Annotated in this window: 8 protein-coding genes; 1 reads left to right on the top strand and 7 read right to left on the bottom strand. The window is 64.6% G+C overall.

All coding sequences use genetic code 11. The features are described 5' to 3' along the window. Window positions 1–43: 43 nt before the first annotated feature. The 3 genes from GEV06_02695 to GEV06_02685 all read right to left on the bottom strand — a co-directional run bounded on the left by GEV06_02695 (window position 44) and on the right by GEV06_02685 (window position 3,105). Window positions 44–1,342, bottom strand: coding sequence for a bifunctional folylpolyglutamate synthase/dihydrofolate synthase (locus GEV06_02695; protein ID MPZ16816.1), 1,299 nt, complete (start codon window positions 1,340–1,342; stop codon window positions 44–46). Between the two features lie 161 nt (window positions 1,343–1,503). Continuing rightward, entirely contained in the window at window positions 1,504–2,433 is a 930-nt protein-coding gene (locus tag GEV06_02690) for an acetyl-CoA carboxylase carboxyltransferase subunit beta (GenBank protein MPZ16815.1), read from the bottom strand. A gap of 30 nt (window positions 2,434–2,463) precedes the next feature. Continuing rightward, window positions 2,464–3,105, bottom strand: coding sequence for an AAA family ATPase (locus GEV06_02685; GenBank protein MPZ16814.1), 642 nt, complete (start codon window positions 3,103–3,105; stop codon window positions 2,464–2,466). A 90-nt stretch (window positions 3,106–3,195) separates the two neighbouring features. On the opposite strand from GEV06_02685, the gene GEV06_02680 reads away from it, so the two are divergent. Further along, entirely contained in the window at window positions 3,196–5,442 is a 2,247-nt protein-coding gene (locus GEV06_02680; protein MPZ16813.1) for a hypothetical protein, read from the top strand. Window positions 5,443–6,056: 614 nt separating this feature from the next. On the opposite strand, the gene GEV06_02675 is transcribed toward GEV06_02680, so the two are convergent. The 4 genes from GEV06_02675 to GEV06_02660 form a co-directional block, all read right to left on the bottom strand. Next, the gene (locus GEV06_02675; protein ID MPZ16812.1) at window positions 6,057–7,187 is read right to left on the bottom strand and encodes a substrate-binding domain-containing protein; all 1,131 of its coding nucleotides are present in this window, start codon (window positions 7,185–7,187) and stop codon (window positions 6,057–6,059) included. Beyond that, on the bottom strand, window positions 7,184–10,123 hold the full coding sequence (locus GEV06_02670) for a glycoside hydrolase (GenBank protein ID MPZ16811.1): 2,940 nt from the start codon (window positions 10,121–10,123) through the stop codon (window positions 7,184–7,186). The genes GEV06_02675 and GEV06_02670 overlap by 4 nt, the downstream gene beginning before the upstream one ends. Before the next feature lie 128 nt (window positions 10,124–10,251). After that, on the bottom strand, window positions 10,252–11,778 hold the full coding sequence (locus GEV06_02665) for a sodium/solute symporter (protein MPZ16810.1): 1,527 nt from the start codon (window positions 11,776–11,778) through the stop codon (window positions 10,252–10,254). Further along, the gene (locus GEV06_02660) at window positions 11,775–15,155 is read right to left on the bottom strand and encodes a DUF5107 domain-containing protein (GenBank protein MPZ16809.1); all 3,381 of its coding nucleotides are present in this window, start codon (window positions 15,153–15,155) and stop codon (window positions 11,775–11,777) included. Before GEV06_02660 ends, GEV06_02665 begins: the two co-directional genes overlap by 4 nt. Between the last annotated feature and the right edge of the window lie 69 nt (window positions 15,156–15,224).

Genomic DNA, 15,224 nt, shown 5'->3' with positions numbered 1-15,224 from the left:
GCCGAGGCGGCCTTCCGGCATTTAGTAGTGGAGGCCCGACCTTTTAGGTCTGGCCTCCTTGTCCGAAGACGTTGAGAACGGCACCGACCAGGAAGAGCGATCCGGCGACGCAGACGAGGGGGCCATGTGCAAGGGCGCGCTCGACGGCCGCTCCCGGCGACGCCACGATCGCGACAGGGAGATCTGGAGCAACCGCACGTGCCGTTTCAGCGATGCTGACGGCTGGTAAGCGCCGTGGATTCTCGACTTCTGTTATCACCAGCTGGCTCGCGACCTCCTTCAACGCGCCGAGCATCCCGGTCACATCCTTGTCGCTCATGGCGGCGAAGACCACGGGGACGCGCGTCCCAGGGAACGTTGCCTGGAGCCATGTCGCCAGTGCGCTCGCCCCCGCGGGATTGTGTGCGCCGTCGAGTATCAGCTCGCGGCCTCCATCGAGCTGGAGGCGCTGCAGGCGACCGGGCCAGCGTGTCGTGGAGAGTGCCCTTACGATGGCGTGAGCCGGCACGTCGATGGCGCGCACCGCAAGCGTTTCGAGGAGACGGACCGAGACCGCGGCATTCATGACCTGGTGCGCGCCTCGGAGCGCGAGCCGCAGAGGGCCATAGTCGGCGACCGGCGTTCGGAGGCGGAGGTCCGTTTCGCCTGCGGTGAACGTCGTGCGCGCGTCGGTATCCTCATCGGCCCTTACCAGCGTTGCGTGCTGCGCGCGGCACGCTTCCTCGAACACGCGCACAGCCTCAGGCTTGCGCTCCCCGGTCACGACGCTCATGCCCCGCTTGACGATGCCAGCCTTTTCGGTGGCGATCTCGGCGATCGTGCGGCCGAGGAATCGGGTGTGATCCAGATCGATGGTCGTGATGACGCCCGCTATAGCTGGCACCACATTCGTGGCATCGAAGCGGCCTCCCAATCCAACCTCCAGGACCGCGACATCGACGCCCGCGTTGCGGAACAGCTCCAGGCCGACGGCCGTGGCCACCTCGAAGTGGGTCGCCGGTGTCTCGAGCCGGCCATCGTGACGACACGCGGCTTCGATATCGAGCACGTGCTCGAGGACACTGGCCAACCTTCCCTCGTCTACCGTTGCCCCGTCGACCACGTAACGCTCCGCGAGATGTACGAGGTGGGGAGACGTGTAACGCGCGGATCGGTAGCCGGCAACGCGGAGCGCTTCAGCGACCATCGCCGTGACAGAGCCCTTGCCGTTCGTGCCGGCAACCAGCACGGAGCGAAACGCCCGCTCCGGGTGCTCGAGCGCCGCGCAGAGCGTGCGCATGTTCTCGAGGCCAAACTTGATGCCGAACTGCTCGAGGCGTGCGAGACGTTCGAAAGGCGACATAGGGAGGTTCGAGGTTCAAGGGTCGAGGTGCAGATGCACGGTGCAACGTGCGAGGTGCGAGAGCCCAAGGTCCCGGGCCCGCTGGCTCGAGCGTTCAGGCCGCGTGGAGGGATCGACGACAGGGCGAGGCCTGGGCGCATTCGGCGAACGCGCCCTACCTCCTACTGCGGCACCGGTGCGTTCTCGGGCTGGGGCCCGACAGGCTCGACGCTCGTATCTGCCTCGCTCGCGGATGGTCTCGGAATCTCCGGAGGCGTCATGAAGCGCAATGCCCTCGCAATGGTCGTTTTCAGCTCGCGGCGGTCCACCACCATGTCGACGAAGCCATGCTCGAGGAGGAACTCGCTCCGCTGAAAGCCTTCAGGGAGCTTCTGCCGGATGGTTTGCTCGATCACGCGCGGTCCGGCGAACCCGATGAGCGCCTTCGGCTCGGCGATGTTCAAATCGCCGAGCATTGCAAAGCTCGCCGTCACGCCGCCAGTGGTGGGATCCGTGAGCACAGAGATATAGGGAAGCCGAGCACGATCCAAGCGCGCCAGCGCGGCGCTGACCTTTGCCATCTGCATGAGTGAGAGCGTTCCCTCCATCATGCGAGCGCCTCCCGAGCACGAGACGATAATCAACGGTCGACGAGAAGCCAGGGCCCGCTCGATGGCACGTGTAATCTTCTCGCCGACGACAACGCCCATGCTGCCGCCAATGAAGCTGTACTCCATCGCGGCGATCTCCACGTCGACGCCCTCGACGCGGCCCGTCACGCAGACCACCGCGTCGTTTTGACCGGTGGCTTCGACTGCCGCCTTCAGCCGTTGCGTGTAAGGCTTCGTGTCGATGAAGCTCAAGGGGTCTGTCGTGTGCAGCCCCGCATCGTGCTCGGTCCATTGCTCGTCGTCGAGCAGCGCTCGCAGCCGGTCGACGGCGCCGAGCCGGAAGTGGTGGTCACACTTCGGGCAGACGTGGACATTGGCGGACAGATCTTTGTGGTAGAGCGCCTGACCACAACTGGGACACTTTACCCAGAGGCCCTCCGGCACACGGCTTGCGCGATCGGGTGGTGCAATGGGCTTTCGCTCGCGCTTGAACCAGGCCATGTTCGCAACAGCTTAACACCATCGCAATCCCTATGTGGTTCTGGGCACGTAGTATCGGGTCCCGGCGTGAGCGTTCTCGATCTGCTTCAGGAGGTCGTCCACCGTCTCATCGTCCCATTCCAGGTCGAGCTCGGAGGTCTCCACCACCAGGAGCGAGGTGGCCGTGTAGTGGAAGAAGAAGTGAGTGAAGGCATCATTGAGCTCCGCGAGGTCCCGCTCGCGGAGCGGCCGGTGTTCGGGGTCGTGGCGCGCTCGTGCCTTGACACGTTTGCGGAGCACCTCGGTTGAGGCCTGCAGATAGATCGCAACATCTGGCGTTGGGAGGTCGCGCGCAAGGAGCTCGTAGACGCGCTGATAGATGAACAGCTCGTTGTCGTCCAGCTTGAGGTAAGCGAAGATCTTGTCTTTGTCGAACAGGTAGTCACATACGGTGATCTGGCTGAAGAGATCACCTTGGCGCAGCGCTTCTTGCTGCCGGTGGCGTGAGAGCAGATGGAAGAGCTGTGACTGAAACGCTGCGCCGGGGCGACGCGAATCCTGATCGTCGCCAAACGGGTTCTCAGTCTCGTCGAGCACGAGATGGGCGTCGAGCCGAGCCGAAAGCCGCTCTGCGAGGGTTCCTTTGCCGGCGCCCGGAGGTCCTTCAATGGCTAGGTATCGGAACTCCAAGATGCCGCGGAGTATACAAGGTCCGAGGGGCGAGGCAAGGGATCCCTGCCCCCTGACCCCTTGCCCCTTTGATAGGATGCTGTCGCCGTGACCATGACGCGTCGACTGCGAGGATTCCACATGCGTGCGAGATCGTGGGGGATAGTTGCCTTGCTCGCCGCCGGGTGCGCGAGCGCGCCACCGGCGCCGCCAGCTCCTGTGGTGACCATCGAACAGCACATGGGCACGATCTTGTGGCTGGAAGATCAGCGGGTGCTTCGAGATCCCGCGTCCGCGGCGCCTGCGCCCAAGGAGCCTGGCGCCGGCCGAACGCCAGAGGCGCAGGACAGTGTCGAACCGCCGACTGCACCCGCGGATCTCCCGGCCTTGCTTCAGCACTCCGAGGCGCGCTTACGTTGGCGCGCCGCACTTGCTATCGGTCGGATCGGCGAGCCCGAGGGCGTGGCGCCATTGACTGCGGCGCTGAAGGATCCGGATCCGGCGGTCCGCGCAATCGCTTCTTTCGGCTTGGGCCTCATTGGCGTCCCTGACGGCGTAGCACCGCTGACCAGCGCGCTGGCCGATCCGGATGCGCGAGTGCAAGGGCGAGCGGCTGAGGCGCTGGGGCTCATCGGTGAAGCCGCTCAGAGCAGCGCCGAGGCGATTGGCGGCATGGTGAGCGCCCATCTCGCTGCCGGCGCGCTCGAGCAGGTGCCGCCCGACGATGCGCTGGAGGTTCCCGCAGAAGCGGATGCCGTGCGTCTCGGACTGTGCGCGCTCGTGCGGCTCGACGCGTATGAGTCGCTGGCAGCGCTGGTGCTCGATGCGCAAGGACAGCCGACGCTGCGCTGGTGGCCTGTCGCATACGCGCTGCAGCGTATCGGTGACGCTCGCGCCCTACCGGCGCTCCTGACGCTTGCCGGTGACCAAAACGCCTATACGGCGGCGTTTGCCGTGCGAGGTCTTGGCGAGCTCGAGGAGGCTGGTGCGCTCGACGTTCTGCTGCCGCTCGTGCAAGGGAAGGGCCCGACGGTTGGTGTCCAGATCGCTGCCGTGAGAGCAGTCGCAGAGATCGGGGATCCGAAGGCGGTGGACGCGCTGTTGCCGCTACTGGCGCCGCCGCCCCGTACGGCTCCTGAGGCAGCTCCTAGTGCGGCGCGCTCGGCGAGCGCACCGGACGATGGTGGCGGTCGGCCGGCGGCGAATCAGAATCAGTTGCAGCTCGAGGTCATCGAGGCGCTCGCGACACTGAAGAGCGATCCGGCCTACGACGCGATCCTCGATTTCGTCCAGGATCCGTGGCCAGCGATGCGCGCCGCCGCGATTCGCGCGCTCGCCGCCATCAGACCCGAAGAGTTCTTCATCATCCTCTCGGGGCTCGACCGTGACCGCGAGTGGGTGGTTCGGGCCGCCCTTGCCACCGCGCTCAGCTCGCTGCCGGCCGACGTGGCGGCACCCCGGCTCCACGAGGTGTTGAAAGATGAGGATGCCCGCGTCATCCCCGCAGTGCTGCGTGCGCTCGCCGCGATTGATGCGCCCGACCTCGAGGAGCTCGTTCTCACCCATCTGGAACATCAAGACATGGGCGTCCGGATAGCGGCTGCGAGGCTGGCACAGGAGCATACGATGAAGAAGGCGGTGCCCGCGCTGGTCGCCGCGTACCGCGTCGCCAAGGCGGACGCTGGATACGGCGCGCGAGCTGCCGCGCTCGAGTCATTGGCCGCGCTGGACACCACCACGGCGCGCGAATGGCTTGGCGATGCGCTTGGCGACAAGGACTGGGCTGTGCGGGTCCGGGCCGCCGAGCTGCTGCAGAAGCTCGATCCGAGCGCAGACGTCTCACGCATACGCCCGGCACCGGTCACGCGACCACGTGCGGAGTACGACGCACCGGAGCTCGTGCAACCCACGTTCTCGCCTCAGGCGTACATCGAAACGAACCGCGGCACCATTCAAGTTCAGCTCGATCCCGTCAACGCACCGCTGACGGTTGCCAACTTCATCAGCCTGGCGCAAAAGGGCTTTTTCGAGAACGCCCGTATTCACCGCGTCGTTGCCAACTTCGTCGTGCAGGACGGCGACCCGCGGGGCGATGGAGAAGGCGGGCCTGGCTATACGATTCGCGATGAGCTGAGCACGCGGCCGTTCGCCCGCGGCACGCTCGGCATGGCGCTCGACCCCTGGGCGGACACTGGAGGCAGCCAGTGGTTCGTGACGCACACCCCTCAGCCGCATCTCGACGGCCGCTACACGGTTTTCGGCCACGTCGTCGATGGCATGGAGATCGTCGACGCGCTACAGCAATGGGACGTCATCAAGCGCGTCCGTGTTTGGGATGGGGAGTCGATGACCGGTAATTGACTCAGGACTCAGAGCCCAGAGCTCAAAACTCACGGAAGGGATTGGAGAGAGAGAGAAAGGGGGCGACGGCCGCCCCCTGTGCGGCGAACCACGTAGGGGCGCTACTTCTTCTTGGCCGCCTTCTTGGCCGTTTTCTTGCCCGTTTTCTTGGCCATGACCTGTACCCCCTTTCACTAGGGTGTCCAACACGAGAGCAGCTCCTGACCCACCCACGCGGCTGTCACTCCCGTGACCATTGTGTGCCGCCGATGGATCAGCGCTCCCGATACGCGATGCCACGCTGGGCATCTAGTGCGAAGGAAGGGTGTCGCACACTGCGGCGACACCCTGAGGAAGCGTCGAGCGAGTCGTTCGCTTAGCGCTTCTTGGCAGCCTTCTTCGCCTTCTTCGCTGCCTTCTTGGCTGCTTTCTTGGCCATTCTGCCTCCTTGGAAAGCGCAAGCTCAGCCCTTGTGCCCAAACGCGGCACTACAGATGGATTGAGCTTGTCGCCGTCATACAAGATGTAGATTATGGATGAGAAAATTTTGGTGTCAAGCACAAAAGTCTGCCAGATGTCAAAAATATTCTGCGGAGCACCCGATTTCAGGGGGTGAGCGCCTAGCGGAAGAGGGATCATTCCGTCAAGTTCCGTAATGAATCCTGAATCCTGAATCCCGATTCCCGACCCTGCTGGATGCGATCGAGAAACAGCTTCAGGTTGCTCTTCATGACGATGTGGGGTGAGAGGCGCACATGGTCGGGGGGTGAGATGTGCTCCACCAAGAAGCGGTGGAGATTCTGGAGCGCAACCCGGCCCTGTGTCCACGCGCGCTGATGCATCGTTGCCGCGATCCTTCCAGACTCGATGAGCGGGACGAGCGCGGGAAACAGGTCAGTCGTGATCAGCGTGACTTCAGACAGCCCACGGCGCTCGATTGCCTCGATCACAGGAAGCGAGTTGGCCGTACTGACGTACACGCCGGCAACATCCGGCTGGTCCGTGAGCACCTTCAGACATTTGTCGTACGCCTCGGCCTCGTTGTCGTGCGCCTCGACGATGGACGCGATCCGTACGTTGGGCCAGATCTCATCGGTCGCCCGGCGAAAGCCCTCCAGCTTGCCGGCATGATCCATGGTGTTCAGCGACCCCGTGACCACGATCACTTTGCCGCTGCCTTTGAGGAATCGCCCCATCAGCTCGGCGACGAGCGATCCGCTCGTGGTCGGGTCGACGGAGACGGCCGCGAGGCGCTCGGTGTTTGGCGCGTCCGTCGAGACGCACAGGGTCGGGATCCCTCGGCTGGCGGCTCGATGGATGAGCGGCTCGAGCCTGTCCGGCCGGCCCGGCGCGATGATTAGCCCGTGGATGTCGTCTGTCAGCGCCCGTTCGACCGCGCGAGCTTCGCCGTGACCCAGCCGCGAATAGGAATGATGCACGAGCACGACGCCGCTGGCCTCCAACGCGCCCGCCGCGGCAGTGATCCCGTCGGCGACCAGCTCGAAGAACGATGCCACCTCGCGAGGGAGGCAATACGCGATGCGCATCTCCCGTTTGGACGACAAGTAGCGTGCCGCCAAGTTGGGGCGGTATCCCAACCGCTCCGCCATCCTCAAGACCTTGCGGCGGGTGAGAGGACTGATGCGGCCGCGATCGTGCAGCGCACGATCGACCGTGCCGATCGAAACATTCAGCGCCTTCGCGATCTCACGAATTCCCGCCGGTCTCGATGGCCTCGTCGGCCCGACTCGCTTGCGCGCGCTCATGGATCTGCTATCAAGCCCTTGACCTGCTCGGGCGTTATCTCCACGTCCGGCCGAAAGCGATTGCTGGCCATGTACGTAAGCAGGCTGTGCAGCATCTGACGCGCCACGAGATTGCGATCCCCCTCTTTTCGGAGGTCGATACTGGTCACGAGCAGGCGGCCGCCGGCGACCTGCGCCTCGAAGATCAGCCCCAGCTTGCGACTGGTGACCCAGTCATCGATGACCTGCACGGTTGGGCGGAGCTGCGACGGGAGATCGTCCAGCAGCATCGCACCTGCCCGGGTGACGAGATACCACCACTGCCAATTGCTATGGTAGTCGGTCGGAAACGCCGCGAGCGCAGGATGCTCGGGATCGCAGAGGATGCCAAGCGTATGCGGCGGCTGGCCACCGGTCCACGCCGTGTTCCAGAAGATGCTGGAGAAGCCGAGCGCCACCGGGCCGCCTCCGCGCTTCGCGCTCCGGCGGTCATCTCCTTTGACGCGCTTCGGCGGGATCATGAGCAGCACGCGACCGCCATCCCTCAGTGTCGTCAGGGTGGCGCGATCGAGGTCGGTGGCGATGGTGACGGCCTGCGGCGTTCGAGTGTCCACACGGTCCGGGTACACCCACACGTCCCAGTCATTTTCGAACGGCGTGCCCTCGAGCGCAACCACCAGCTTGTAGCGTTGGGGAGCAGGCACCTGGCGGAGATCCGCTGCGACGCGGCCGAGTGCGATAGCGTTGCCCAGAGGAATCGTTCGCGGCGGCAAGCTGCCCCCGGCGACCGGCTGGTCGCCGCCCTCCGTGGGAACGAGCTTCCAAGTGATCGAGACGTCTGCGAGCGGTGCCGGTCCAAAGTGTGCGACCTCGAGCACCGCCTCGAGCGTGTCGCTGTTCGAGAAGACCCGCCGCTCGAGCCGAGCGAGCGGCACGGTCCTGTTGCAGAAGCGTCGGTATTCTTCGGCTGTCACATAGCCCTTCGGTTCCCAGAAGGCGTCGAGCACACCCACCAGGGCGGTGCCTTGGCCGGGGAAGTCGTGGAGGTCGAGGAGCTGGAAGCCGCCCATTCCAGGTGTGCGGAGGGCCGACTCGATGTCTTCCTTGTACAAGAGCGTCTGCAGCTTGCCCGACGCCAGCAAGAGCTCGCGAGCCTGACCGCCCATCTGCTGCTCGTCGAGACGCTCGCGAAAGATCTCGAAGTTCCTCGGCTTGAGATATCCCGTGTACTTTGGCATCTCTGCGAAGTTCGGGAACGCGCACCACTGACCGATCTCGTGGCTGATCACCGGCACCCGCCACTTGCGGATGTAGTCGCGGTAATCGGTCCGGGTTTCCGGCGGCCGGGCGTTGACGCGCGATTTCAGACCGGCCCCCCAGGCCTGAATGCGCGGATCCGGCGTGACGTGGAACTCGTTCTCCGGAATCTGCGGCCACCCGGATGCCGCCGTGTAGAGTCTGCGCTGGTCCTTGGCCTTGTAATGCGTGAGCCACCGCGCCAGATACGCCTCGTCGTTGCCTTCCGGCTCGTTGCCGTACGCCATCAGCACGAATGACGGATGGTTTCCGTAGGCGCGGAGGATCCGATCCGTCTCCTTGTAGATCCAGGCATCGACCGGTAAGCCTACGCCGAGCCTCGTCGACTGATTCGCCCAGGAGCCAGCTTCCACCTGGAGATAGAAACCGAGCTCGTCGGCTGCCTCGAATGCCGCGGCCGGCGGGCACCACGAGTGAAAACGAAACATGTTCAGGCCATGCGCCTTGGCGGTGCTGATGATGCGCTTCCAGGATCCCTTGTCCGTCGGCGGATGACCAGTCTTGGGGAAGATGGCGGACTCGAGCGTGCCGCGGAAGAACGTCTTGCGGCCGTTCACGACGAACTGCGTGCCCTCCACGCCAATCTGGCGCAATCCAAACGTCACCGCAAAGGGGAACGGGCGGGCTTCGAGGTTCGGGGCTCGAGCGTCAAGCGGAGCAGATGCCGCTGTCCCAGGCTCGAGTGTCGCGGTGAGGCGATAGAGCACTGGGGTGAACTCGTCCCACAGCTTTGCGCCCCGGCCGAGCGAATACCGAGCTTCGAAGGTGCCACCGTGCCGATTCCACTGCACATCGACGTTCATCGGCGCGGGTGCGGCAATTGGAGCCGCCACGTTGAAGCCTTCCGCCTCCAAGCGCACGCTGCCGCGGCCGGCCCGGCCGGTGGCGTTGCCCACCTTCCCACGTACGAGCACGAGCTTCGCGTCGACATCCGGGTAGAGCTGCAGATCGTCGATCCACACTGCTGGCGTCGCCGCGAGCTCGATGCGGCCCGCGACTCCATTCCAGTTGCTCTGAGTGTGGTCACTCACGCTGTGCGAGTTGACGCCCACGTCCACGATGAGCCGGTTGTCGACGCGGACCGTGAGCCGATGCTTACCAGGCTCGAGCGTTCTCCCCAGGTCGTAGACATGCGGCGTGGACAGGCTATCGTTACTGCCGATGATGCGATCGTCTATCCAGACGAGCGTCTGCCAGTGCGGCCGCTCGAGCGTCAAGACGACCTGCTGGCCGCGCCACGGTTCCGGAATCTCGATGTCACGCTGGTACCAGGCTGGCCCAACGTAATGCTTGTCTGGTTGGAGCCAGAAGGGGATCTTGATGTTCCCTGGCCGGCGATAGGGCTCGTACTCCGGAGCGGTGAAGTACGAGCGATCCACAACCTGCCCGGTCCACTCGGTGGCCGGTGTCACGTCATCACCGAAGCCTTGTGCCTGGAGCACGCCGGGAAGCGCGATCTGCTGCGACAGTGACCGCCGATACCAGTGCTCGAGGATGCCGCGGTCGTCGCGGTCGAGCTCGAAGCGCCAGGTGCCCGCGAGCGACACGACGTCCTGCGAAGCAACCTGCATCGCCGGGACCGAGACGAGGCTGAGCATGCCCAGAAGACTCCCAGCCAAAAGCGTGACATGTCGACGCATGGGGCTCCCTTTCACGACAGATGGACCACAGCCAAAAGCCGGCGGCCGCCTCGGCGAGGCGGCCCTACCGTCGTCCGCGGTAGGGCGCGTTCGCCGAACGCGCCGTGCTCGCTAGCCACCGACGCTCGTCATCTGAAGACGACGAAGAACAATACAGCGGCCGCGATCACGACGGCTCCACACACTCTCGCAGCAACCGACGAGGTCAGATCGATATCCGTGCGCACCGGCAGCGGCTTGGCTCGTTGCAACGGCCAAGCTGCCGTGATGATCGCCATCAAGACCAGCAAGCACACGAACGTCAGCAGCATCCGGTGCAGATAGGCAACGTGGCCAAGCTGCCACTGCAGGAGCCCGTACATAGGGGCGCTGAGAACCAGCGCTGCAACGCCGGCGCTCGGAGGTGCGATCTTGACGACGAACCCGAAGAGAAACGCCGCGAGGATGCCGGGCGAGATATAGCCCTGGAACTCCTGGATGAAAGCAAAGACGCCGCCGTGCAGCCGCGGCGAGACCGCAATCAGGCAGGCGATGGCGAGAAAGACCACCGTGGCCAGACGGCCCGCCGCGACCAGCTCGCGCTCACCGGCGCTTCTCCGCAGATGGCGCTTGTAGATGTCCATCGTGAAGATGGTCGAGGCGGCGTTCAACATCGAGCCGAGCGAGCTGATCACGGCGCCCGCAATGGCCGCGAAGATGAAGCCGCGCATTCCTGCTGGGACCAGCTCACGGATGAGCGTCGGGTACGCCTGGTCCGGTCTCGTGAGACGATCGGCGTAGAGCTGGTGCGAGAGCACGCCCGGCATGACGACGACAAAGGGAACAAGGAGCCACAGCGCTGCGGCAAAGACGATTCCAAGCTGTCCCTGTTTGAGCGAGCGCGCGGCTAGCGTGCGCTGCACGATGAACTGATTCAGCCCACAGTAGTAGAAGATGGGGATCCAGATGCCGCCAACGAGCACGCTCCAAGGCAGCTCGGGATGATCGCGTGGCAAGATCATGTGGAGGCGGTCCGCGTTCTGCGTGAAGAACGCGTCTGGGCCGCCCGCGGCAGCCACGCCGAGAACCAAGATCACGAAGCCTCCGAGCAGAAGGGCGATCCCTTGGAAGAGGTCGGCCCAGACCGCCGCAAGTAACCCGCCCCATGTGACGTACACGACGGCAATGCCCGCGATGAGGGCGACACCGGTCGTCAACGTCGAGCCGAAGATGATCTCGAGTGTCGTGGCGCCGGAGTACAACACCGCGGCCATCGTGACAGCCACGTAGATGGTCACGGTGAGCAGCGACATGATGGCGCGCGCTGCGGGAGAGTACCGATACTCGAGATACTCCGGCATCGTGTAGATGCCGGCCCGTAGGAACCGCGGTAGGAACGTCAGTGCGACGATGACGATCCCGATCGCCCCGGTGAGTTGCCATGCACTTACCGCCAGGCCCACGTCGCCAGCGGCTTGGCCCGCCATGCCGACGAACTGCTCGGTGGAGATGTTTGCAGCCACGATCGACACGCCGATCAGCCACCACGGTAGTTGGCGCCCCCCGAGGAAGTAGTCAGCGCTCGTTCGCCGGCCACGGCTCTTGACGAGGCTGAACGCCAGCACGGTGCCATAGAAGGCTACGAACACGGCCACATCGAGCTTGGTGAACGTCATCCGAACATCCGGAGGTGCAGGCGTGCCGGCTGGTGGCTGGGATCGAGCCGGAGCGCGGTCCCCAACCCTCTCAGGCTGCCGTGGCGGCGGCCCAGGCCCCACGAGCCGAGCGCAATCAAATACCGGCACGTGACCTCGTTGCGGAGGCGCAGGTCCTCGTCGAAGACGAGGAACTCGGGCAGCGACACCGCGAAATAGTCGATGCTCACCTCATCGTTGAGGTGTCCCCTTCCGAATTGCACGAGCGCCTCGTATCGCTGCCGCGCGCGCGCGCGGCGCTTCAAGCGCTCGAGCGCGAGTCCCTGATAGAAGAGCGCGTCTGGGCTCTGATCGTTGTAGAACATCGCGGTTGTAGGAGCCTCGAGACCGGTCGCGGCCTCCTGCCAGTTCCGCTTCGCCGCCGCAAGGTCTCCCACGCGCTCGAACGCGACGCCCAGCCAGTACAACACCTGGTTTTCTTGCGCACCGGCGAGCTTGCCCTCGCCGAGGTTCAGCGGGTACACGCGCGCACGCTGCAATAGCGCTACAGCCCGCTGTGCGTCGCCGGCGGCAAGCTTTTGCTTCGCGAGTTCCACGAGCGCCACGACGTACTGTCCGGTGACCTTGCCTTCTCCCCCTTCCCACGGATGGAACGTACGCGCGGTGAGGATCTCCAGCGCGCATTCATGGTCGCCCAGCGTGTTTCGTAACGTGATGACCTCGAGGGTCAGGTCGTCGCGCCGATCCACGAGCGCCGCGTAGCGCCGGAGGAACGCCAATCGCTGACCCGGGGAGACGCCGGTGCGCTTCTTCAGCAGGTCGAGCTCGAAGAGGACACGCGCATCCGATCGATCGAGCGCGAAGGCGCGCGTCATGGCACGCAGCGCTCTCCTTGGCTCATGCTGCTTGTTGAAGTACAGAAGGGCCAGGTTGCGGTGTGTCGTCGGATGGACGACATCCCCCCGCCGCGAGCGCTCCCAGGCTGCTCTGGCTTCGTCGACTTGCCCCTTGTCGTACCAGAGGTTGCCGAGGTAGAACGCGGCGCGCGCATCCTTGGGGTTGAGCGTCAACGCGGCCTGGAGCGCCAGCAAGCTGTCCACGCTGTTCGGGAAGCACCGATCTGGGCACTGCTCTGCGCCTCGGGTAAAGTATCGAGCCGCCTCTTCCTGATCATCCTTCAGCAGAGCGTAGTAACCGGCATGGTAGAAGAGCATGGGGCGTAGGTTCGGCGTCCCCGCTCGACCCGTGTGCCCCGCGGCGCGGTGCTCCGGCGTATCGTCCGCGAGCAGTCGACCAAGGAGGTCCAGCGCCTCGTCATAGGCGCCGGCGTGCGCATAGGCTGCAGCGATCTCGAGATGTGTGTGGACGTCGCGTCGCATCGAGCAGACGAGGCTCTCCTGGGCGGAGGCTTCGGCACGGTGCTCACCTCTTGCCCGAAGGAGGAGCAATCGCTCGTTGAGAGCGCCGAAGTCCAAGGGGTCGCGGTCGAGCAGCCGATCGATCAGGTCGAGCGCCTCGGAATGGCGTCCGAGTCGCCTCGAGAGGAGCGACTTCAGATGCGACGCCTGCTGGTTGTGAGCGTTACGGATCAGCGATCGATCGACGAGTGCTAGCGCTTGGGCAAGGTCCCCATCGATTGCGGCGAGCTGGGCGAGGTTGAAGAACGCGGCATCTTGCCAGGCGGCGTTCCACGCTGCCTTCGCGAACGCGTCACCGGCTGCAGCAATCCGACCTTGATAGCGAAGGCAGAGACCGAGGTAGTAGTAAGCCTCTCCGTCGTAGGGATTTGGATTGTGCTTCGTCTCCGCTCGAATGGCCGCCCCGAACAGCGGCTCCGCTTTCGCGAATTGGCCGCGCCGTACGAGCAGCCGCCCGAGCGCGGTGTTGTTGCGCACGTCGTCTCGATCGCGGCGCAGCGCCTCCCGATAGTAATCCTCGGGCTCGCGCGTCGCGTGACGATACTGCTCGAGGTGCAGGCCAGCGAGATAGAGCGCCTCGGTGCTGGCCACCTTCGCTGGCGCTGGGATGGCTGTCGCAGGATCGGGCACGGCCGGCGGGCGCTTCGGCTCCGGCGTGTAGGCGACGAGCAGATCTCCGTCGCGGCTGCAGACCTCGAGGCTGAGCCCCTGCGCGTGGACGCGTGGGCGCAGGGGAACACGCGCCGTGAATGGCGCTTCGGGTGAGAGATCGACGCTCCTATCCCAAATCGAGCGTCCGCGATACACCAGTCGAACGGTCGCGTCAGGTCGTGAGGATGTCGCGTACACGCCGACCACGGCAAGACTGCGGCGGAGCTCGAGGCTGACGGCAGCGTGGATGGTCGCATTGCGCACGTAGCCAATCTCGCTGTACGGAAAGAAGTACTGTTTGGCCTCCTTCTCTTCGAACGGTTGGAGCCAGGAGAAGTCAGGCTGGTTGTCGGCAAAGACGCCGCACATCAGCTCGGCGTAGGGCCCGTCCTCGTCTGTCAGGTTGCGGTCCCATGCCTTGCCGAAATCGCCAGCGCCCCAGACCCACTGCTTCTTTCCGGGCACGAAGCGATGATCGGCGACGTGGAGGATGCCGGCCCGCTTGCCGTGGTCATAGCCGCCGAGAAAGTCGTAGCGTGACCCTGCCGCCATGTAGGAGGTCGGCACGGGGATGTTTTTGTACCAGGAGATGTCGACGCCGCTCGAGTAATCCACCTTGTAGTACTCACCCCGCGCGATCGGATACTCGGAGACGTCTCGCTTGCCGTGGTCGTAGACGGCCTGGACGTCTGGCGGAAAGATGGCCTGATACTGCTCATTGACGTGCACCGCTGGGTTCGTCCAGAGATGGAACGTCTGCGGGATCGGCGTTGGATTGAAGAAGCGAATCGCGATCTCCAGGAAGGCTTTGTCTGGGTACAGCGTGAGGCCGAGCGTGCTCTTCAGGTGCCACATGGGCTCGATCTCGCTGAGCCACAAGGTGGCCGCCCCGTCCGCACGCTCCGTGATCGTGTAATCGACGGGGCAGAACGTCCCTGGCCGGTGGTGCTGCGGCCAGTTGAACTCGATGCCACCCGAGAGCCAGGGCCCTGTGAGGCCAACCAGCGCCGGCTTGATGACCGTGTTGTGGTAGATGAACGGGTAGCCGTTCGTCTTGTCGTAGGCGTACTGGATGCGGCCGCCGAAGCCGGGCATGACCATGAGCTCGAGATAGCGGTTCTCGAGAAACAGGACGGGATGGCGCTCGTCGACACGCGTGTCCGCGATCCGATCGATGACGGGGTACGGATAGACGCGTCCCGAGCTGCCCTGGTAGACGCGCCGCTCGAGGAACATCGGATTTCTGTCCGGCTCGCCGGCCTGGTAGGTGGGAATCACGACCTCGTCTGCCCAGATCCGCACCTTTGATTGGTTGGTGTTGCGGTGCATGCGTGCAATAACCACGAAGATCACGAAGGATCAACCACGAAGGACACGAAGGACACGAAGAAAGAAGGG

Source organism: Luteitalea sp. (genome assembly GCA_009377605.1).
In the GTDB taxonomy this organism is placed as follows: domain Bacteria; phylum Acidobacteriota; class Vicinamibacteria; order Vicinamibacterales; family Vicinamibacteraceae; genus WHTT01.
The sequence above is the reverse complement of the archived record's forward strand: the minus strand, read 5'-3'. Positions and strand labels throughout refer to the sequence as shown.

What these genes read in the sequence shown, in the direction of transcription:
- GEV06_02660 (MPZ16809.1), bottom strand. Translation starts at nt 15,155, where the DNA reads ATGCACCGCAACACCAACCAATCAAAGGTGCGGATCTGGGCAGACGAG.
- GEV06_02695 (MPZ16816.1), bottom strand. Translation starts at nt 1,342, where the DNA reads ATGTCGCCTTTCGAACGTCTCGCACGCCTCGAGCAGTTCGGCATCAAG.
- GEV06_02670 (MPZ16811.1), bottom strand. Translation starts at nt 10,123, where the DNA reads ATGCGTCGACATGTCACGCTTTTGGCTGGGAGTCTTCTGGGCATGCTC.
- GEV06_02680 (MPZ16813.1), top strand. Translation starts at nt 3,196, where the DNA reads ATGACGCGTCGACTGCGAGGATTCCACATGCGTGCGAGATCGTGGGGG.
- GEV06_02690 (MPZ16815.1), bottom strand. Translation starts at nt 2,433, where the DNA reads ATGGCCTGGTTCAAGCGCGAGCGAAAGCCCATTGCACCACCCGATCGC.
- GEV06_02665 (MPZ16810.1), bottom strand. Translation starts at nt 11,778, where the DNA reads ATGACGTTCACCAAGCTCGATGTGGCCGTGTTCGTAGCCTTCTATGGC.
- GEV06_02675 (MPZ16812.1), bottom strand. Translation starts at nt 7,187, where the DNA reads ATGAGCGCGCGCAAGCGAGTCGGGCCGACGAGGCCATCGAGACCGGCG.